The 20436-nt window shown below is 60.2% G+C and carries 16 protein-coding genes and 2 pseudogenes; 12 read left to right on the top strand and 6 right to left on the bottom strand.

Annotated features, from left to right (window positions below):
• Positions 1-49 precede the first annotated feature (49 nt).
• Both V9K93_RS07815 and V9K93_RS07810 read left to right on the top strand, forming a co-directional pair.
• Positions 50-490, top strand: a complete 441-nt coding sequence (locus V9K93_RS07815) for a DUF2231 domain-containing protein (protein WP_295380076.1) — start codon at positions 50-52, stop codon at positions 488-490.
• Positions 483-1793, top strand: a complete 1311-nt coding sequence (locus V9K93_RS07810; RefSeq protein ID WP_337302313.1) for a PQQ-dependent sugar dehydrogenase — start codon at positions 483-485, stop codon at positions 1791-1793. Before V9K93_RS07815 ends, V9K93_RS07810 begins: the two co-directional genes overlap by 8 nt.
• An 88-nt stretch (positions 1794-1881) precedes the next feature.
• Here the strand turns inward: V9K93_RS07810 and V9K93_RS07805 are convergent, their stop codons facing one another.
• Positions 1882-2544 carry an exopolysaccharide biosynthesis protein gene (locus V9K93_RS07805; RefSeq protein WP_337302312.1) on the bottom strand — a complete coding sequence of 221 codons (663 nt, stop codon included), beginning with the start codon at positions 2542-2544 and terminating at the stop codon, positions 1882-1884.
• Positions 2545-2692: 148 nt separating this feature from the next.
• Here V9K93_RS07805 and yidA point away from each other — a divergent pair, with 148 nt between their 5' ends.
• From yidA to V9K93_RS07790, 3 genes are all read left to right on the top strand, one after another.
• Positions 2693-3526: a sugar-phosphatase gene (gene yidA, locus V9K93_RS07800; RefSeq protein ID WP_337302311.1), complete on the top strand. Its 834-nt coding sequence runs from the start codon at positions 2693-2695 to the stop codon at positions 3524-3526.
• Positions 3527-3970: 444 nt separating this feature from the next.
• A complete protein-coding gene (locus V9K93_RS07795) occupies positions 3971-6289 on the top strand; it encodes a TonB-dependent receptor (protein ID WP_337302310.1) in 2319 nt (772 codons plus the stop codon).
• A 120-nt stretch (positions 6290-6409) separates the two neighbouring features.
• Positions 6410-6796 (top strand): hypothetical protein, encoded by a 387-nt coding sequence (locus V9K93_RS07790; RefSeq protein WP_337302309.1) that lies wholly within the window; start codon positions 6410-6412, stop codon positions 6794-6796.
• A 221-nt stretch (positions 6797-7017) separates the two neighbouring features.
• On the opposite strand, the pseudogene V9K93_RS07785 reads toward V9K93_RS07790, so the two are convergent.
• A pseudogene (locus tag V9K93_RS07785) lies at positions 7018-7881 on the bottom strand (YifB family Mg chelatase-like AAA ATPase); the annotation flags it as partial.
• Between the two features lie 23 nt (positions 7882-7904).
• Here V9K93_RS07785 and V9K93_RS07780 point away from each other — a divergent pair.
• The gene (locus V9K93_RS07780; RefSeq protein WP_337302308.1) at positions 7905-9563 is read left to right on the top strand and encodes a recombinase family protein; all 1659 of its coding nucleotides are present in this window, start codon (positions 7905-7907) and stop codon (positions 9561-9563) included.
• Positions 9564-9665: 102 nt separating this feature from the next.
• On the opposite strand, the gene V9K93_RS07775 is transcribed toward V9K93_RS07780, so the two are convergent.
• Positions 9666-10205 carry a hypothetical protein gene (locus V9K93_RS07775; RefSeq protein ID WP_337302307.1) on the bottom strand — a complete coding sequence of 180 codons (540 nt, stop codon included), beginning with the start codon at positions 10203-10205 and terminating at the stop codon, positions 9666-9668.
• A gap of 377 nt (positions 10206-10582) precedes the next feature.
• On the opposite strand from V9K93_RS07775, the gene V9K93_RS07770 reads away from it, so the two are divergent.
• Positions 10583-10921 (top strand): helix-turn-helix domain-containing protein, encoded by a 339-nt coding sequence (locus V9K93_RS07770; RefSeq protein ID WP_337302306.1) that lies wholly within the window; start codon positions 10583-10585, stop codon positions 10919-10921.
• Between the two features lie 9 nt (positions 10922-10930).
• Complete coding sequence (locus V9K93_RS07765; protein ID WP_337302305.1) at positions 10931-11635, top strand: hypothetical protein; 705 nt, start codon at positions 10931-10933, stop codon at positions 11633-11635.
• On the opposite strand, the gene V9K93_RS07760 is transcribed toward V9K93_RS07765, so the two are convergent.
• Positions 11632-12198, bottom strand: a complete 567-nt coding sequence (locus V9K93_RS07760) for a recombinase family protein (RefSeq protein WP_337302304.1) — start codon at positions 12196-12198, stop codon at positions 11632-11634. The genes V9K93_RS07765 and V9K93_RS07760 overlap by 4 nt on opposite strands.
• Positions 12199-12370: 172 nt before the next feature.
• Between V9K93_RS07760 and V9K93_RS07755 the strand changes: the two genes are divergently transcribed.
• The 3 genes from V9K93_RS07755 to V9K93_RS07745 all read left to right on the top strand — a co-directional run bounded on the left by V9K93_RS07755 (position 12371) and on the right by V9K93_RS07745 (position 15619).
• Entirely contained in the window at positions 12371-13480 is a 1110-nt protein-coding gene (locus tag V9K93_RS07755; RefSeq protein WP_337302303.1) for a PP2C family protein-serine/threonine phosphatase, read from the top strand.
• 1 nt (position 13481) lies between these two features.
• The gene (locus V9K93_RS07750; RefSeq protein ID WP_337302302.1) at positions 13482-14537 is read left to right on the top strand and encodes a serine/threonine-protein kinase; all 1056 of its coding nucleotides are present in this window, start codon (positions 13482-13484) and stop codon (positions 14535-14537) included.
• Positions 14538-14608: 71 nt separating this feature from the next.
• A complete protein-coding gene (locus V9K93_RS07745) occupies positions 14609-15619 on the top strand; it encodes a protein kinase domain-containing protein (RefSeq protein WP_489686264.1) in 1011 nt (336 codons plus the stop codon).
• A 140-nt stretch (positions 15620-15759) separates the two neighbouring features.
• On the opposite strand, the gene V9K93_RS07740 is transcribed toward V9K93_RS07745, so the two are convergent.
• The gene (locus V9K93_RS07740) at positions 15760-16293 is read right to left on the bottom strand and encodes a hypothetical protein (protein WP_337302300.1); all 534 of its coding nucleotides are present in this window, start codon (positions 16291-16293) and stop codon (positions 15760-15762) included.
• 432 nt (positions 16294-16725) lie between these two features.
• Positions 16726-17361: pseudogene (locus V9K93_RS07735) on the bottom strand (magnesium chelatase domain-containing protein); the annotation flags it as partial.
• 414 nt (positions 17362-17775) lie between these two features.
• Between V9K93_RS07735 and V9K93_RS07730 the strand changes: the two are divergent.
• Positions 17776-20424, top strand: a complete 2649-nt coding sequence (locus V9K93_RS07730; RefSeq protein WP_337302299.1) for an RHS repeat domain-containing protein — start codon at positions 17776-17778, stop codon at positions 20422-20424.
• Positions 20425-20436 lie beyond the last annotated feature (12 nt).

The raw sequence follows: 20436 nt of genomic DNA, 5'->3' as shown, positions 1-20436 counted from the left end.
CCGGCTGTGCTACTACAGCCCGTGCACCCTTCCGCATCGGAGCACGATGATGGTCAACCCTCTGGCCCAGGCCCATCGCGGCCTCGGCACCACGCTGTTCAGCCTGTTGAACCCGATACCCTTCGGCTTCTTCGTCGGCGCGCTGATCTTCGACGCGATCTATCTCAACAGCGCCGAGGTGATGTGGGGCAAGGCCGCCGCCTGGCTGATCACCTTCGGCCTGCTGATCGCCATCGTGCCGCGGCTGATCAACCTGTTCACGGTCTGGCGCCGCAACGGCACCGCCACGCGCATCGACCGCATCGACTTCTTCCTCAACCTGGTCGCAGTGGTGCTGGCCATCTGGAATGCCTTCGTGCACAGCCGCGATGCGTATGCCGTGGCGGTGCCAGGCACGATCCTGTCGGCGCTGACCGTGGCCCTGATCGCACTGGGCCTGATCCTGCTGTCGTTGCAGCCGCCGGTGCTGCAGGGAGGTCGTCATGGCTAAGTACATCCTGCCCACCGTGGGCGCCCTGGCGTTGGCCGTGATGCTGTCGGCCTGCGCCGGCAAGGCCGAATACCACCCCACCGACCAGTCCGGTGCGAAGCCGCCGTTGCCAGCACCGAAGAACTTCCTGATGCCGCCGATGCAGGTGCCGCGCGGCGTGGGTTGGGCCGACGGCCAGTCACCCAAAGTGGCCGAAGGCCTGAAGATCGAACGCATCGCCGCCAACCTGCTGCATCCGCGGCGCCTGCTGACCCTGCCCAATGGTGATGTGCTGGTGGTGGAAGGCAACGGGCCTGGCGAAGAACCGGTCACCACGCCCAAACAGTGGATCGCCGGCAAGGTGAAGGCGCGCTCGGGCAAGGCCGGCAAGGGCGGTAACCGGGTCACCCTGCTGCGGCGCACGCCGGGCACGAACACCTGGACCCAGCATGTCTATATCGAAGGGCTGCACTCGCCGTTCGGCATCCAGCTGATCGGTGACACGCTGTACGTGGCCAACACCGGCAACATCATGCAGTACCACTATGTGCCGGGCGAAACCCGCATGTCCGACAAGGGCCGCGAGTTCACCGACCTGCCCAGCACCATCAACCACCACTGGACCAAGGAACTGCTGGCCAGCCGCGATGGCAGCAAGCTGTACGTGGGCGTGGGCTCCAACAGCAACATCACCGAGAACGGCCTGGCCGTCGAATACCGTCGCGCGGTGGTGCTGGAAGTGGACGTAGCCACCCGTGGCAGCCGTATCTTTGCGTCGGGCATCCGCAACCCGACCGGGCTGGATTGGGAGCCGAGCACCGGCCAGCTGTGGGCCGTGGCCAACGAGCGCGACGAGATCGGTGCCGACCTGGTGCCGGACTACCTCACCTCGGTGAAGGAGGATGGCTTCTACGGTTGGCCCTACAGCTACTACGGCCAGCATGTGGACGAGCGCGTGCAGCCGCAGCGGCCGGACCTGGTGGCCAAGGCGATCGTGCCGGACTATGCCATCGGCTCGCACGTGGCACCGCTGGGCCTGTTGTTCTACACCGGCCAGGCACTGCCGGCGCAGTACCACGGTGGCGCCTTCATCGGCGAGCACGGCAGCTGGGATCGCTCGCCGCTGAGCGGCTACGAAGTGGTCTACGTGCCGTTCAAGGACGGCAAGCCGACCGGGCGGCCGCAGACCGTGGTCAGTGGCTTCGCCTCGAAGGACGAGAAGACCCTGATGGGCGCGCCGGTGGGCATGGCCATCGATGCGGAGGGTGCCTTGCTGGTCGCCGACGACGTGGGCGACGTGGTGTGGCGGGTGTCTGCCAAGTAGCTGTGCAGAGCCGAGCCATGCTCGGCTTACGCGCGCAGCGCGGGGTTTCGGGAAACCGGCCGAACAGCAGCCGGGCATGGGCTCGGCTCTACACCTCCGACGGCGCCGCGCGCAGCCCGCTGAACACCGACTCGGCGGCAAACCCCACGCCACCCAGCAGCACGCCGAAATACACCACCGTAGCCACCACGAAACCATAACCAGCCGCCACCGCCGCACCATCGCGCTGGATGAAGCCAATCGCAAACGACATCAGCGCCAGTGCCGGCAACGTATTGCTGAAGGGAATCGGCCCGGCCGGGGCCATCAGCAGCAGGGTCGCGAACACCAGCATCAGGTTGTTCAGGCGCATCATCTTCTTCGAGCGCACCATCACCGCCAGCCGCATCGGCTGTGACAGGCGCTCCATGCGGTGCACCCATTTCAGCGCACGGCCGAGGTTGGCCTTCAGCTTGTCGGTGGCGATCTCGCGGCGCGCCAGCTTCTGCGGCACCCACAGCGGGCGGTTGCGCACGCGGCTCAGGCCGATCAGCAGGATCGAGGCACCAAACACGGTACTCAGCCCGGGAATCGACACCGGGATGATGAAGATGGCCGAGAGCAGGATCACGATCAGCAATAGGCCCTCATCGCCCAGCGCGCTGAGCAGGGTGCCGACGCTCACCTGGTCGCCGGGCAGCTCGTCGATCATCTGCTCGATCTGCTGGGCCAGGGGCGCGCTGTCATTGGTTTCGGGGGCACGGTAGGTCATGCGTCGCAAGGTTCTCCAGGGAAGGGCGGTCAGCGGGCCGTCCTGCGGTGGGGGACGCACAGGCTCCCGCAGTATCCCGGCCAACGTGGGCAAAGAGGTGAACCGGGCATGAGGGGTAAACTGGCGTGCCCCGCACGAGCTGAACGCAATGGACATGGGCCGCAGGCAATCGACCATCGAACTGGTCGCCATCGACATGGATGGCACCCTGCTGGACCCCACCCACACGCTCACCGCCCGGGCCAAGCAGGCCATCGCGCAGGCGCGCGCGCTGGGCGTGCATATCGTGCTGACCAGTGGCCGCCCGGTTCCCGGCTTGGCGCCGTTCCTGCACGAGCTGGGCATCACCGGCGACGACGACTACTGCATCGCCTGCAATGGCGGCCTGGTGCAGCGCATCGGCACGCGCGAAACCGTGGTCGAGTATCCGCTCAGCTTCGACGACTTCCTGTTCTGCGAGCAGGTGGCCCGCGAACTGGGCGTGCATTTCCAGGCGTTGGACAGCCAGCGCATGTATACGCCCAACCAGGACATCAGCTACTACACCGTGGCCGACTCGCATCTCTCGCGGATGCCGCTTTCCTACCGTCGCGTGGAAGACATGGACCCATCGATGTCCTTCATCAAGCTGATGATGATCGACGCGCCGGACGTGCTGGATGCCGCCATCGCGCGCCTGCCCAGCGAACTGACCGAGCGCTTCGCGGTACTGAAGAGCGCGCCGTTCTTCCTGGAAGTGTTTGACCATCGCGCCGGCAAGGGCCCGAGCCTGCAGAAGCTGGCCGAGAACCTGGGTATCGACCGCGGCAACGTGATGGCGATCGGCGACCAGGAAAACGACCTGACCATGCTGCAGTACGCCGGTACCAGCGTGGCGATGGGCAATGCCATCGACGCAGTGAAGGCGGTGGCGCGTTTTGAAACCACGAGCAATGCCGATGAAGGCGTGGCGCGCGCCATTGAGCGTTTCGTCCTGCAGTAACCGCGCGTCCAGCTGCCCCGGTAGTTGCCAACCTTGGTTGGCACACGCAAACGGCACGCGCCGACCAAGGTCGGCCCCCACCACGCCCCATCCGCCCAAGGTGGTTGCCAACCTAGGTTGGCACACGCAGACGGCAAGCGCCGACCAAGGTCGGCCTCCACCACGCCGGGGCTATACCCACGTATAGCCCACCCATCCCCACCGCCATCGGCGCTGTACCACGGTGCAATGGCGGATGCGGCACTGCGATGCAAGAATTTCGCACGTCGAAATCACGCCATCGAATCCTGAGGCAGAGGATCGTCTTCCTCTGCCACTGACTGGCGCGCACTGCGCTGTCACTCCCTCAACGCAATCGCACCGCCAGCCAGGGCGCCGACACCGGTGCTGCAACGCGCTGGGCGTGCGCCTGCGCCGCTCTCTCCCTGCACCCTGGATCTGCCCATGAACACCCCACCCACGACGCACCTCGCCCTGGCCATCATCACGGCCATCGCCGCACCTGCGTATGCCGCTGAGACTCACGGCGCGGCACATGACACCCCCACCACCTTGAACGCCCTGCAGGTGATCGCCACACCGCGCGGCGCGGCCGTAGCCCCGACCCAGGTGGTCGGCCCCAACCGCTACATCATCAAGGCCGAAGACCTCGACGCGATGGTCACCGGCAACAACGGCCTGGCCATGCTCAAGCAGGTGCCGGGTGCCAGCTACACCGCCACCGACGGGCTGGGTCTGGATATCTCCGCCACCAGCCTGTTCGTGCGCGGCTTCCGCATGAACGAAATGGGCATCACCTTCGAAGGCGTGCCGCTGAACGACAACGGTTTCCTCTCGCTCACCGGCACCAGCGTGGTGAACGTGGGCGTACCCGATGGCATCGGCGCGATCACGGTCAGCCCCGGCGGCGCACCGGTCAGCGTGTTCTCCAGCAGCGTCAACGGCGGCAGCCTGGAGTACCGCCTGCGCGAGCTGCAGGACACGCCCAACCTGCGCGTGAAGCAGGGCGTGGGCAGCAACAACACGTTGGTCACCACCGTATCCGGGCAGAGCGGCCAGCTCGGTGAGCACGGCCCGAAGGTGCTGGTCGACCTGCAGCGTGTATCGGCCGACAAGTACCAGGGTGAGGGCACCCAGAACTTCCTGCGCGGCGACCTGAAGCTGCAGCAGGATGTCGCCTGGGGTGACTTCACCGTCTTCCTGTCCGACAGCAAGGCCAAGGTCTGGGGTTACAACAACATCTCCTTCGACATGATCCGCAAGCTGGGCTGGAAGGCCGACATCTTCTATCCGGATTATGCGTGGGCCTGGTACGTGGCCTCGCCGGAGAACGCCGACAAATCCTGCGGTGCCTACACCTGCGGTGAGCTGTCCGAACTGATCCCGTACGACACCGGCCAGATCACCCGCGACCGCGTGTCCTCGATCAACCATCGCTTCCAGATCACCCCGGCCCTGAGCGGCAACGTGCAGCTGTACAACGCCAACAGCCACACCCAGGCCACGCTGACCGACCCGACCGTGCCGTCGCCCAACGGCGCACCGTTCTCCGAACAGGTGCAGACGCCGCGTGTGAATCGCCTGGGCGGCATGGTCAACCTGCAGTTCGAGACCGGCGCGCACACCTTCACTGCTGGCTTCTGGCAGGAGAAGAGCAAGGCCGCGGCCAAGACCGAGTGGTACCAGCAGCCGCTGCTGGGCGAGGGCCCGCCGCTGAAGACCACCGGTCCGTTCGATGTGTATGGCCCCGCGTTCAAGACCGACAACGCATCGAGCTGGGTGACCCGCTCGCGCCAGTTCTACCTGCAGGACGACATCGTGTTGAACGACACGCTGAAGCTGGGTGTCGGCTTCAAGGCCGTGGACTTCCGCACCAGCGGTGGCGGCCTGGGTGATGCCAAGGACCGGCCGGTGAACGGAACGCTGCGCGCGAAAAGCAACTTCCTGCCGCACGTCTCGCTGTTCTGGAGCCCGACCGAATCCACCGATGCCTTCATCGACCTGGCCAACACCATGAACGGCTATCGCGTGGCCCAGCGCGGCAACATCGGCTACACCGCCTCGGCGTGGACCATCACCGACCAGGAAGAGTTCGACCGCGTGGCCGGCACGCTGCGCCCGGAAAAGAACTGGAACCTGACCGTGGGCGCGTCGCATCGCTTCGACCGGCTGACGATCACCGGCGACGTGTTCTACAACGACATCCGCAACCGCCTGCTGTCGGCGGCCATCGGCACCCAGTTCGCGCAGATCAACACCGTGCGGCTGATGCCGAAGATGCACGTGATCGGTGCTGACCTCGGCATCACCGCCGACCTGACCGACCACCTGCAGTTCTACCAAGGTGTGGCCGTGGCCCGTTCGTACTACGACAGTGATTTCGTGGTGGGCGATACGGTGTACCCGATCAAGGGCAACGCCCAGCCGGGCTACCCGCAGATCTCGCTGGTCAGCGACCTGTCGGCGCATTTCGGCGACTGGCGCTTCGGTGCCACCAGCACCTCCTACCTGCGCCAGCCCTTCACCTACGAGAACGACATCCGCGTGTCGACCTTCTGGCAGGTCAACACCTATGCCGCCTACCGCTTCGGTGTGGACAGTGCGGTGCCGGGCCTGGAGCTGCGGCTGGACGTGAGCAACCTGTTCAACCGCCACAACATCGGCACCGCCACCATCGCCGGCTCGTCGTTCTCGGGGGATTACCAGACCCTGCAGCGCAGCGCGCCCCGGCAGCTGATGTTCAGCACCTCGATGGCGTTCTGAGGCAACAGGGAACGGGGTCAGATCCCTTTGCACCACAAAGGGCTCTGGCCCAAAACCCATCCAGAAACCCGCCTTGCGCAATCGGCAGCGATTTTCTGGCAGCGACGCAAGGTTCCCACAATGTTGCTGGGTCATCCTGTTGGCATGGCACAGAACAACCCGCGATCACCGTTGTTCGGCATCCGGGGCCCAGGACGGCCCCGGCAGGCGCTGTCCGTGGCGCCTGTGATCGACCTGCAGGCCGAGTATCAGTTCTGGCAGGTCTACGAACGCGTGGTCCGCCCGCTGCCCGGTGGGGGGCTGCGGCTGGCCTGGATGGTGTGCCAGAAAGTGTACCGGGACCGGTGGCAGCAGCCGCACGACAGCGACGAGGCGGCGTTGTCGCGGGTGCTGTTCGGCGACAACATGACGGCTGACCGGGCGTCGGAGCTGGCGGAGCTGCACGCGCTGGTCAGCCGTCGGGTGGCGTTGCTGGCCAGGCGCGGGCGGATTGATTCCGCAGCGTGATGTGCGGGGAGACGCCCTTGGCGTCGCCGGGCGACCATGACCCGCTTTGGTTGCCCGCTGCCGTGACCCGCTCTGGCATTGACCCATCCGCTGCCATGACCTGCTCTTGGTAGAGTCGACTGTCAGTCGACTGCTCTACTCATCGGCTCCGCAGAAATCCGCGCTTCGCGCGCGAGTCGACTAACAGTCGACTCTACCAACGTCCTCTCCAACTGGTGCTTCTAAGGCTTTCCCCTGTCCAACTGCCGGTAACCGATCGCCTCAGCCAGATGCGCCGTCTGGATCGTTTCACAACCCGCCAGGTCCGCAATCGTGCGCGCCACCCGCAGAATCCGGTGCATCGCCCGCGCGGAGAGCTGCAGCCGCTCAATCGCCTGCTCCAGCAGATCCTGATCGGCCTCACTCAATTTCGTGCACGCACGCAGCGCAGCCGGCGGTAGATGTGCATTGAGCCCACCACGCGCATGCTGCCGGGCATGGGCGGCTTCCACCCGCTCACGCACCGATGCACTGGGCTCACCCAGCGGTGTGCTCTCCCGCAGCTCCACCGCGTCCATACGCGTCACGCCGATATGCAGGTCGATACGGTCCAGCAACGGACCGGACACCCGCGCGCGGTAGCGGTTGATACGTTCGTCGCTGCACAGGCAGCGGTTGCTTCGGTCGCCGGCCCAGCCACACGGGCAGGGGTTCATCGCTGCCACCAGCTGGAACCGCGCGGGATACTGCACGCTGCGCGCCGCGCGGGCGATGCGGATGTGGCCGGATTCCAGTGGCTCGCGCAGGGTCTCCAGCGCACTGCGGTTCCACTCTGGAAGCTCATCGAGGAAAAGGACACCGTGATGGGCCAGCGAGATTTCGCCGGGGCAGGGCGGGTTGCCGCCACCCACCAGCGCCGCCGCACTGGCACTGTGGTGCGGCGCCCGAAAGGGCCGCTGCCGCCATCGTCTTGGGTCCAACCCTTCGCCACTGACTGAGGCAATCGCAGCCAGCTGCAACGCCTCGGCTTCCTCGGTGTCCGGCAACAGGCTGGGCAGGCGTGAGGCCAGCAGCGTCTTGCCGCAGCCTGGACTGCCGATCAACAAGCACATTGGGTAGGATTACACCCATGACCTTGGCGTACACATACATCCGCTTCTCTACCCCTGACCAGGCAAGTGGCAACAGTCTGGACCGCCAGCAGCTCGCCATAGATGAGTTCGTTCGAACGCACAATCTCACTCTGGCGCCTAGTAGCGCGTTCAAGGACCTTGGGATATCTGGCTTCCGGGGAGCGAACTTGCGTCACGGCCTGGGCGAGTTCATCGCTGAGGTTGATGCCGGAAAGGTGCCTCGCGGCTCGTATCTGCTCATGGAGTCCCTCGACAGGATGTCGAGGCAGCGAGTGATGGAGTCACTAACGCTGCTTCTCTCTTTGATTGATAAGGGCATCAAAGTGGTTACGCTTGGCGACGCTGGTGCGCGAGTGCTCGATAAGCAGACCGACCTGCCCACACTGTTCATGACCCTCAGCACAATGCATCGTGCGAACGACGAGTCAGAGATGAAGTCCATGCGAGTCAGGGCCGCATGGCAAGCTAAGCGACGCCATGCGGCAATCAAGCCCGTAAGCCGCCGTGCTCCTGAATGGCTCTATTTCGACGACAGAGAATCCGTGTTCAAGCCGGTTCCAGAGCGAGTCAATACCATTCTGAAGATGTTCGAGCTTGCTGATGCGGGTCTCGGCCGTGGTCGCATAGTCAAGTTCCTCAATACGAATGGGTTCCCCAGCTTCAGAAGCCCAACCCAAGGCTGGCAGGCATCTTCTGTATCTAAGTTGCTGAAGAATCGGTCGCTCTTGGGCTACTACCAACCGCACTGCATTTCTTACGATGAGAACACGGGAGTCAAGAAGAGAACTCCGGATGGGGAAGAGATTGCTAACTACTACCCGAAGGTAATAGATGAAGGCTTGTTTCTTCGCGTTAGTGCAAAGAAGTACAGCCCTGTGGCCCCGCTGGTGGGCCGGCAGGGGAAATCACTGTCCAATCTTTTCACCGGTTTCATCTATTGCCATCGATGTGGTGCGCCGATGTCTCTGGCAAACAAGGGGCAAGGGACGAAAGGCGGACGCTATCTGGTCTGCTCCAAAGCAAGGCGTGGGATGAATTGTAAGTACCGGGCCTGGAACTACGATGATGTAGAGATGTATGTGCTCTATGCGCTGCGCCAACTGGACCTGGCCGCTGTCATAGCCGGGGTGGACACGGACGAGCGTCGGCAGAGGATTCGTACCGATGTGGCCAGAGCCGCGGTCGAGCTTGCGAAGATAGAGGCGAGACTCTCTGAACTATCAGTTGCCCTCGTAGAAGGACAGGGTGCAAGCATTAGAACGCTCGTCAACGTAGTTACGAAGCTTGAGCTATCGCACGAAGAGAAGAAGAATGAGCTGGAAGCACTTAAGGCTCAAGAGCTAGCACTAGGTGCGCCAATCAAGGACCCGGCAACCTATGCTCAGGGGCTTCTGCAGCTCTATGACCAGATGTATAGCGTCAACGACGAGGACAGATACGTCCTCCGAGTCAGACTCAGACAGCAAATTTCCAGGCTTCTTGAAAAAATTGAGGTGATGGCTGTAGGCAAGGACGAGCCGATTGTCACATCGAAGGGCAACAACTCTGCAAAGCTCTTTCTTCTCTTCAAAGACGGTTGCCGTAAGCTCGTCCTACCCATCGGAAAGAACGCCATCCACATGGAAGACCTCCCTGCGCATTCGCAACCAGACTGAGGGTGCGGGCAGAGCGCGCTGTCTCTGCCCTAAAGCCCGACCTCTCAACTGGTACCTTCAGCGCAAGTCGTGTTCTTGCCAAACTTGTTATGACAGCCGCTATTACTTTGAGAACTCAACGGCGTCCGTGACTACAATGCCGTTCAAGCGACCCTCAACAACGGCGACGCCGAAGCCGCAGACGTAAGCTCCCTCAGGCCCGAGCATGGGTGAGCTGGCTCCTCCGCGCATGAGATAGCCTTCTTTGACTCGCCTATCTGTTATCGGGCTGGAACCTCGAAAGATTAGGCCATAGTTGGCACCGGCGGCCTCCAGCTCGCCAGTGATGAGCGTCTCCGAATGAGCAGCGACGGGTGTGATGACGTTTCGCGCCCGTCCCTCGAAGTACACAACTTCTCCGTTCCGAAGCGAGCTACCGTCGATAGAACGGTCTTTGAACCCATCTGTCGCAACGATTTGGCCTCTCATTACGGAGCGGACTAAGTCCACCTTCAGTTCTATGCAGCTACTTGTCTCGCCACGCTCAACTCCTGGATAGGTCTCGAGGTAGCGAGACAGATTTGCGCCAATTTCATCGAACGTCGGCGCTCGGGCGTGCTCGCTGCCGCATGCCGCTAGCGAAGTGAGGAGCAGTGCAGCCAAGCAAGCTCTAGGCTTGGCTAGTCGCATCGTTGTTGTCGAAGTACTGGCTAAAGCATGATTCATCGTGTGGCTGCTCCCATTCGGTCGGCGAGTTGAGTGGTGGGTTTGCTGGGCAAGATTCGTCAGAAGCAGGGATGAGCGATTGGCGGGTTCTCGGAAGCTCGAAGGTACCTCTCTGCGATAAAAACACTTGCACCTTGAGGGCAGAGATATCCCCTCGGAAGGCTTGTCGCACAAGGATTTCCGCTGAAATCGGCCCGCACCCTGTCCTAAGCGCAAGTAATTCCTACACGCGACGATGCTACAAATAATGTAGCATACGAATTGGGCTGGGGTAGCCATCCTGTAGCGTGCTACAGGACTTTTGAACCCGGCTTATGGCGCTCTACAGCACCTCTGAAATGTTCACCAGGCGTCTCAAGGAGGCGCGCTTAGCGGCTGGCATTTCTCAGCGTGAGCTTGGACGTAGGATTGGACTGTCGGAGGACGTGGTGTCCAGTAGGGTGACCAGATACGAACTTGGGACATCCGAGCCTGACTTCGGTACCGCTAGCCGAATGGCAAAAGAGCTTGGTGTGCCACTGGCCTATTTGTTGGCAGACACTGATGCGTTGGCGGAAATCATCCTTGCTGTGGCACGCATGGCTCCTGCCGAGCAGCGCAAATTAGCCCATGAGTTGAAGTCTGAGCGGTTGAACTCAGCTTCTAGCCCTTGAATTTCGCATATGCAAATTCAGATTCGCTGTGTCGACCAAGAGGGCAACCTCATCCGGACATTCGTTGCGGAGGCACTTCCGCTGTATCCGAGGCTGCCCGCTCCAGATGATTGTCGCGTGGTTCTGGTGGCGTCTGACTTTGAGCGCTTAAAGAAGGCCTTCCTGCGCTTCTCTCGAGCCGTCGAAGCCCGACGGGAAGTGGGGGATATTGGTCTTTCCTTTCAAAATGGCCAGCCATTCGCTACGAAAAGGCCGCATCTCTCGAGCGTGAAGCTTCTTGCTCTTGAGATGCGCCCATTCTTCTTAGAGAAGGATTCCCTCAGCTTCATGAAGCTGCTGGCACTTCGCTCCTTGGGCGGAGTAGAGGGCCTGCGCCCATGCCTCAAGCGGCATAGGTTGCGCTGGGAAAACAGTGCTTTCGAGGGACGGATGACTCTCGCTATCGACGAAAAGACGCTGAACACGACCTCGGTTGTCAGGGCTTGGTTCAATGATGACTTCTTCCACTCTGAATCAGAGCGCGGCGACGAGCTGTCTCTTGGCGAGCTAAAGTCAAGCATGGGTGGGGAGGACCAAGCTGTCTGCCTTCTGACTCACCACATGATTGAATCGCTTCGGGTGATTGGAGAATTCTTCCAAGACGTCTATCAGGCGTCCGAAGTGTTCGCTGAGTGGGCCGCGACCGTCCCAGGATGGGAAAAGCCTGAGGCTTAGTCTGCGGCTGGACCTTGCAGTGCGCGATAGACGCTGCTCCTGCTCACTGCGAAGCGCTCGCACAGTTGCTCGATGCTGAAGCTCTCCTCATTGCGCAGCGTGCGGACGCGTTCCTCCTGAGCCTGCGTGAGAGCCTTCTTGCGCCCAAATTTCGTTCCTTTCTGTCGCGCGAGCGCGATGCCGTCTCTTTGGCGTTCTGAACGGATATCCGCTTCAAACTCGGCAAAGGCACCCAGTAGATTGAACATCAGCTTCCCTTCAGAGGTAGTCGTGTCCAAACCCTGGTCGAGCACCCGTAAGCTGACCTTCTTGCGCTGAAGCGTGTCGGAGATGGTAGCCAAATCGAACATAGAGCGGGCAATTCGGTCGAGCCTGGAAACGACAAGCACGTCCCCTTCCCTCAAGTATCCAATGGCCGCCTGAAGCTCGGGGCGGCTCTCAGCCTGTCGGCCGGAGCGCTTCTCACGAAAGACCTTGATGCATCCCGCGTTAGCAAGCTTTTCAAGTTGAACATCCAGCGACTGACCAGCTGAACTGACACGTGCATAGCCAACCAGTTCCATGATGTGTCCCAAAATGTCTAGAGCTTTAGATTCTATCATTTTGAGATTAGTTTTGGGACATTGCTTCGCCCGTCTCAGTAGGTATACAAATTGAGAGTCTCTCCTGTGCGTCAAGGCGATAGCCCATGACGTATCCTCTACCATCAGCTCCAGTAGCAGCGAAGAAGCATTCATGACCGACAGAACACCTATGGCGGAACGACAGTTGATGGCGTGGTTCCTCCGCAGGTCCCCGGCGAGCGGTGCGCGGCGTGTTCTCCCATTCTCAGCAGCAATCGGCAGCGAAACTGGCTTGGTGCGGAAACAGAACGAGGACCGAGCTGCGATTGCACGTGGACGAGACGCTGATGGCAGAGTATTCGTCGTTGCGGCTGTGGCCGACGGAATCGGAGGGATGCAGGATGGGCACGTCTGCGCCTCGACCGGTTTGGCGTCGCTTTTCACAAGTTTGCTCTATCAAGCCCAACGTGGAGTACCAGCGGAGCTGTGGCTTGAAATCGCACTCTACGCAGCGAACGAATCAGTCTTCCGTGACTACAGGTCCAATGGCGGTACGACCCTCTCCGTTCTCTTGCTGTTGGAAGGAGGGGGAGGGTACTGGGCGAGTGTCGGCGATAGTCGTATCTATGCAATGGACGATGTCCTGGTGCAGCTCTCGAAGGACGACACCATCGCCGGTCAGCTTGGAAAGGCTAGAGCAGGGTCTGAGCAGTCAAAGCTGCTCCAGTACATAGGAATAGGTGGCTCGCTCGAAGTCTCCATTCATGCTGTTGAGGAGGCGCAGCAGGGCATGGCCTTGCTGACAACGGACGGCGTGCATTTTTTGGAGAGCGCTAACGGTCTTCTTGAGCTTGTGGTCCGTCATGCCGGTGACTTTGGTAGCTGTGTACGTAGACTCATCGAGCTTTCGCGGTGGTGCGGAGGGCCAGACAATGCTTCGGCTGTTGCCATTCCTTTCAGTAGCGAAGGCCTAGTTGATGACGCGCCATTAAGCAGCTCTTGTCTCGATGTTTGGGACGCGTTCGGCGAGATACGTATTCTCGATTTGGTGGAAGTCCCGAGTGCCAGGAGAGAGCCTTTCCATTCGGAAGACCGTAGTAGCAATCCCTTGGGGGCGTCCGAGGGGCCTCCCCCCGAAATTGCGGTGAGTGAGGCTTCAAATGCGTCGACCTCTGGCGCGGTGAAGGCGAAGAAGAAGTCAAGGGCGAAGGCAAAGGCTAAGACCAAAACAGAGGGCAAGGTCCCCCAGGTACAAATCCAGTTCTCAGACAAGGAAGGCTGAAATGGAATTCGGAGAGCGGTACACCGTCTTGGGAAATGCTCTTAAGGGTGGAATGGGCGATGTGTTCCCATGCCAAGACGAAATACTCAGCCGACCAGTTGCAGTAAAAGTTATACAGAGTGGCGTCGAGCAGCGCCGCATGCTGGACGAAGTGCGGGCATTGTTGAAGCTTCGGTCCAAGCATGTTGTACAGGTCTATGACCTTCTTCAGCTCGATGGTGGCGCGGTCGCCATCGTGCAAGAGTTCCTGAGTGGCAATGACCTTCTGCATGAAGCTACGTTGGCGGCCGATTCACATATGTTGATGAGGCAGCTCTGGCAGATTGCGGCGGGCATCAGGGATATCCACGCTGAGAACATCATTCATCGGGATATCAAGCCGAACAACATGAAGTTGGACGGCGAGGGCGTCATCAAAATTTTTGACTTCGGCCTCGCTAGGAGCGAGGGCGGCGAGGCTTCTACTATGGGCTTCGTTGGAACGAGGGGATTCGCCGCTCCTGAGCTTTACCGCGACGTCGCAGACTTCACGACAGCAGTCGACGTCTACGCATTTGGCGCGACAGCAGTTTTCCTCGCAGCGCGGGGGTTGCCAGAGGAGCTTACGGCAGTCCCTCCTCTTCCGCCTCCAGCCGGGTTCATCGACGCCATCATGGGAGGGCTTGCGGTTGATGTGAGAGCCATCTTGGCGCAATGCCTCTCTGAGAATCCTTTGGAGCGACCGAGCATGGAAGCTGTGTCGCATGTCCTCTCCCGCCATCTGCTACTGAATCGTCATCAGGGGCTTCTTGTCTACCAGCAAGCTCCGTCCTACCTAAATGCTGGGAATAGGACCGTTGTCGCTAGTCTTCCCGATATGGGCGGCATCAAGATTCATTACGACGGACTTGATTTCGTAGTGCAGGCTTTGGATGGCGACGTGTACATTAATAACAAGGTCCCGTTCGTGGGGCAGGTTCTTCCTGGTTCCTGCGTCATTGCGTTGGGCGCGCTAACAATGGCGAACCGCCGCCGGTACATCACTTTTGACCTTTCCTCACCGGAGGTTGTTCTGTGAGCGGAACGTTGGGGATTGGACAGATAATTGGTGGCCGGTACCGGGTTGTTCGCTACATCGACGAAGGAGGTATGCAGTTCGTCTATGAAGCGTACGACAGTCTGATGGAGCGAGTAGTGGCGCTTAAGACGCCCAAGAACCGCTCTTCAACGAAGCGCTTTCGTCGGAGCGCGATTGTGGCTGCTCGAGTTAACCATCCAAGTGTTGCCAAGACATTGGACTACGTTCGAGACGGAGACGAACGGTTCTTGATTGAGGAGCTGGTCGAGGGGGAAGACCTGTCCAAGGCATTGCTCCGTAGAACACCGTTCTTGGACCCCTACTTGGCTGCTCGTGTCTTTCATCACCTCGCCAAGGGGGTCGCGGCGGCACATCATGCGGGCGTCATACATCGCGATTTGAAGCCCTCCAACGTGATGGTTGTTGGCGACTACAGCCTTGAGGCGGTGAAGGTTACAGATTTTGGTATCGCAAAACTCGCTCAAGAGGAAATCGACGAGGCGGTGGCGGGCGGCGATACGAGCTTGTCGATGTCCCAGACTGCTGTTGGTGCGCTTCCTTACATGGCACCTGAGGCCATCGATTCGCCTGAGCTGGTTTCGTATCCAGCCGATATCTGGTCAATAGGCGCGATGATTTTCCATCTATTGACCGGTTCCACTCCTTATGGGACGGGTCTTCGCGCGGTCAAAAGCATTCTGGCGGCAGAAATTCCTCCTGTGCCTACATTTCTTTCGAGGAACCCTCAGTTTTCTGCTTTGTCAAAGAACGTGCTGGACTTGGCACTGAAGTGTATGCAGAAGGACCCGCTGGCTCGACCGTCTGCGGACCAACTGGTACAGAGTTGCGGGGACCTCTATTACAACTCATCTCCCCGGGCGGTGGGTGTTGTTAAGCGTGTCGACTACAACAAGTATGGATTTATTCGAACCGACGGAGAGGATGTCTTCTTCCACGTTGATAGTTGCTATGGCCCTGAACTACCTCAAGCTGGAGACGAAGTGCTCTTCTCAAGCTACGAAGGTGGTGGAGCATATAGGGCCTATCCGGTTGTCAAATTGAGTTCAACAGATGGGGCCTAGTACAGTTGGGCTCGTTGTGCATTGAGTGCATGCTGGACAATAGTTTAGTCAAGGGCTGGGTGTGGTGACCCAACTCCGAAGCTTTCGGCGATGTACAGCTCTATGCCCTTGGCTCTGCAGGGAAGCGGTCTAGCCGCTAATCAAGCAGTTGGTATGCGGCGGGCAAAATTCCATAGGACCGGCTCATGGTCACAGCGACACTGTTTCAGGGAGTAATGGACATATCGTTCCATGGAAACCGCATCAGGGATGTCGATGAACCACTTGTCTCCAGTAGGGTCAATGATGAGCGGGTCTCCGCTACTGGCATCAGCATCTAACCAGCAGTGTCGGACCAACTCTCGATAGTCCGACTTCCCATCTGGAAGTCTGATGCAGCAGTGGATGTGAGTTCTCTCATGTGGCATTTGCAGGGGGCCGGTGCACATCGGCCTTCCTGGATAGCCTTCAACCACGGCCAGAAGCGGCATCCTGTACCTACTTCTTTCCTTGAACAATTTGCAGCGCAGAGAATGCATGAATCGCCCGAAGGCCTTTTGCGCGTGTGCGTAGCTGGTCACAGCTTCGCCCTTAAAAGTCAGCGTGATGAAGGTGTTGTAATTCTCCATCAGGAAGTGCTTTGCCAGCGCTCTCTGTAGTTCTGTCTGTTGCTCTTCTTTCTTGAAATCGACCACTTGTAATCCTTGCGGAGCAATTGCTTTTTTGTGCTCGCATGAGATATTTGTAGTGGTGATTTACATTTCGCAATTAGAGCCTTTATGAGACCCGGCGGGAACCCAGATTTGAAGAGTGTTCGGAACAAGAACACTGCAGCAGCGAACCGGAAGCGACGCGACTTGGCCGACGAGTACAGCCGTGAGACAGGGAAGCTCTTATATCAGGCGAGCTTGGAGCAGCAGGGCATGAACCTGGTGGAGTACGCGGAATGGCTTAACCGTCGTCGCTGGCCCACGAGGCGTGGAGGCCAATGGACTGCGACCCAGGTGGCGAGAGTGTTCAAGAGAATGGGCCTGTCCCAGAGGCGACGAGCGGAGGGCGCTGTGCGTCAGCGCGTCTCCAGGTAATGCACAGTTCATTTCGATGGGTGTAATGCTGTTCAACTAGAACAGATGGTGCCCACCCGCTGCGGCAACTTCCAATGCGCGTCGTGCATGCGCCTGCCCGCGCACGTCGGCCAAATCAGGCAGTGGCAAGGGCGTCGTGTCCACGCGCTCCACGGGTGGCAGCAGGCGCGGATTGCCAAGCCCCGCGCAGCATTCCAGCAGGGTACGGGCCACCCGCACATCGGCGTGCTCGGCCAGTGCAGCCTCGGCAGCATTGCCCGGCGGCACCACCAGGATGCGCCCGGCTTCAGCGGCCGCGATCGCGGCGGGCAGTGCACCGGCTACCGGCCGCAGTTCACCGGTCAGGCCCAGCTCGCCGAGGAACTCGTACTGCAGCAGCGACTGTGGGTCGACCTGGCCACTGGCAGCGAGGATGCCCAAGGCAATCGCCAGGTCATAGCGACCGCCTTCCTTGGGCAGGTCGGCAGGCGCCAGGTTCAGGGTGATGCGCCGCTGTGGAAAGTCGAAGCGCGCGCAGAGCAGGGCGGCACGCACGCGCTCGCGCGACTCGCGTACGCTGGTCTCGGCCAAGCCCACGATCTGGGTAACGGGCAGGCCACCGGAGAGATGCACTTCCACCCGCACCAGCGGGGCATCGACCCCGGCGCGGGCGCGACTGTGGACCAGCGCTAGGCTCATGTGTGGTTTCCTGCGAAGGAGCGCTTGATGGTGCGGCAGGTGTGCAGCGGGGTGCTATCGGGAATTGCTGGTGAAGGAGCTAGGGGGATTCTGGCCGGTGTTCGCTTGGTGCACACTCGCCAAAGCACCCGGAGCACGCCTGGACCAACAGTGGCTCTGCGTCTTCCTAGAGCAACCGTCCCAGTTTCCGCTGAGAGTTCATCCAACGCTCGAAGCTGATGCGCACGCGCTCGCTATCCGGCACTCGCCAGACCGCATCGATCATGCTGGCTGCCCAACAGGGCGACTGCTGATTGAGCTGAGGAAGTCTGAACATGAAGAACGGTCCTTGACAAGGGTGTGTCAGGTGGAGTAATCATCCGCACGAACGGAAGCTGAGTCGTTTTTCGCCCTTCATCCAAGGATGTAACGGACATGATTTCTGCCAAGGACAGGCGCGGGGAAAATGCTCCCTGCAATGTTTATCCGGACTCGCCGCTTTGCTCGCTCATCGTGGGCTTGGCACTTACGCTGGGAGCCGGGTTCCACGTCTCAGCCCAAGATGGACTCTTCAACTATCAAGAGTATGAGAAGAGGGTAAAAGGCGCGCAGTCGCTTGCCGCCATATCCGCAGATGAGGTATTTGGGGATCGAACCTCCGGCTTCGACGGCAGCACCGAGTTCCTTGTTGAAGACGTGTCCATACCAGGCAATTTCGACCTTCCGGTCAGCATCGCCCGCCGCTTTGGAGTTGAGGCCGTCAACCGAGGATCTCGCTATAGCGAGGCCAAAGGGCTGACGCTGTTTGACGATTGGGAAATCGTCGTTCCCCACATGTCGGGCGTATGGACCAAGGGGGCTGGATGGATTACGGGCGATCCAGGGGCGCAGACCACACAGCGTTGTTCGGTCAATAAGGCGCCCTTCCTATTGGAGACCTGGGGCTATACCAATATCGGCTTCGGCATTGACGTGAAGTGGCATGGCGGAAATGGCGAGGAGCTTCTGATTGCCGACGATCCGTCCCATGCCACGGCACCAGGCTTGGAGGCGCCCAAGTGGATGACGGCTTCGAGAGCACGGTTCACCTGTTTGGCTGCAACACGAAACGGATATCCAGGCGAGGCGTTTATTGGGCACACCCCGGATGGGAAGAAGTACTTCTTCGACTGGGGTGTGGAAAGACCCTATGCAACAGCTCAGTTCAGTGATGGCGCTGCCAATCGTTCGGTGGGGCGTAAGCGGGTCTATCTGCTGGCGTCGCGTGTGGAGGACCGCTATGGGAACTGGGTGTCCTATAGTTATAACGGAGACAAACTTACTAAAATTGAGTCCAGCGACGGTCGTCGGATTGACCTGAGCTATGACGGCGACGGTCGGGTGACCAGCGTGCAAGCCAATGGGCGCATATGGCGGTATTCGTATGTTGGCGACACAGACGGGAACGATGGCGGCTTGTCCCAGGTCACGCTTCCGGATGGCTCGGCGTGGGCCTACAGTCATCGCGGACGCCTCCAGTCCAGTTTCCCTATCCGTAAAGCCGACGATGAGGGCGGGTGCGAAATACGGGCCGGTAGTGAGCCCCCTCCTACGCAGATGACGGTGGTCGCCCCCTCGGGTGCCCGAGGCATATTTGACTTTGAAATGGAGTTGTTCATTCGCTCCGATCCTTGCAATGGACTGACACCCTCGCACTACCAAGCCTGGTCTTTGAAGAAGCGCACCATCACCGGGCCCGGACTGTCTCCGATGGTCAGTACGCGAAGCTACAACCTGCAGTTGCCGGGAAGCGGCCGCTGGTCCAGCCTGACCAAGCCGAATGGAACGCAGATTCGCGAGCGCTACGGTGCCAATCCAGCTCTGAACGAGCGAAAGCTCATGCAAAAGCAGGTTCTGGACGCAGCTGGCCAAGTGCAGCGTGACGAGCTCTACACGTATACGTTCGGTTCCGAGAGCGGTCCGTTCAGGACGCGGGTCGGGCATTCTATCGGGGTCCAAGCGGGTCAGTTCTTGGCGGGCATGCTGAGCGCTCTCAGTGAAAGCACATTCTCTCAAGATGGCGATACCTACCGCGTCGTCTACAGCGATTTCGATCGCAAGGCCCGTCCGGCACGCGTGACCTATACCGGCCCTTCTGGTACCAAGGCTGAGATACGAGAGCATCTGGATACCGCCAGCCCTTGGGTCTTGGATCAGGTGCTGAGTGTCAAGGAGGCTGCGTCGGGAAAGATCACCACACAGTATGCCTATGACGGTATGGCCAAGCCGAATGCCGTCTATCGGGCCGGGGCTTTGCTGCAGAGTGTTACTTATGCGGCGGATGGCACGATCAGTGCAGTGCGCGACGGAAAGGGGAACGAAACGCGGATCCAGGACTGGTATCGCGGCGTGCCGCGATTGGTCATCAATCCCGATGGCACCACCAATCGCATGTCGGCAGATGGAAACGGGTGGATCACTTCCACCACGGACGCGCTACAAAGGACTACTTCCTATCTGCACGATCCGATGGGTCGCGTGCGCGAAGTCCAACCGCCGGTCGATGAGAACCAGTGGGCCAAGACTACCATCTCGTTCCGTCAGGTCGCGGCCGATGAGTACGGCCTTTCGCCGGGGCACTGGCGAGTCGATAACGCCCAAGGGGCACGGCGTCAGGAAACCTATCTCGACGCGCTTTGGCAGCCGCTCCTGGTGCGCGAATACGATGCAAACAACGTCGCCGGCACGCAGCGGTGGGTCAGGAACGCTTACGACAGCGAAGGTCGCCTGACGTTCACCTCTTATCCTTCAAGCGATAGTACGGTGGCGACCGGTACCTGGACCGAGTACGACGCGCTGGGGCGGAAGACCTCTTCGTCCCAGGACAGCGAGCAGGGCCTGCTGATTACAACCATTGGCTACAGCAGCAATGCCACCACCACAGTCGTGGATCCACTCGGCCATCAGACCATCACCCGATTCGATGCGTTCGAAGGCCCGGACTACGGGAAGCCTGCGCAGATCATTCGTGCCGATGGCAGCAAAGTCAGCATCAAACGAAATGCTTTTGGCCTTACCACCGAAGTAGCCCAGTCCGCCAACTAAAGGCATGTCAAG

It is taken from the genome of Stenotrophomonas sp. CCNWLW162 (assembly GCF_037203745.1).
Classification (GTDB): domain Bacteria; phylum Pseudomonadota; class Gammaproteobacteria; order Xanthomonadales; family Xanthomonadaceae; genus Stenotrophomonas; species Stenotrophomonas maltophilia_AQ.
The sequence above is the reverse complement of the archived record's forward strand: the minus strand, read 5'-3'. Positions and strand labels throughout refer to the sequence as shown.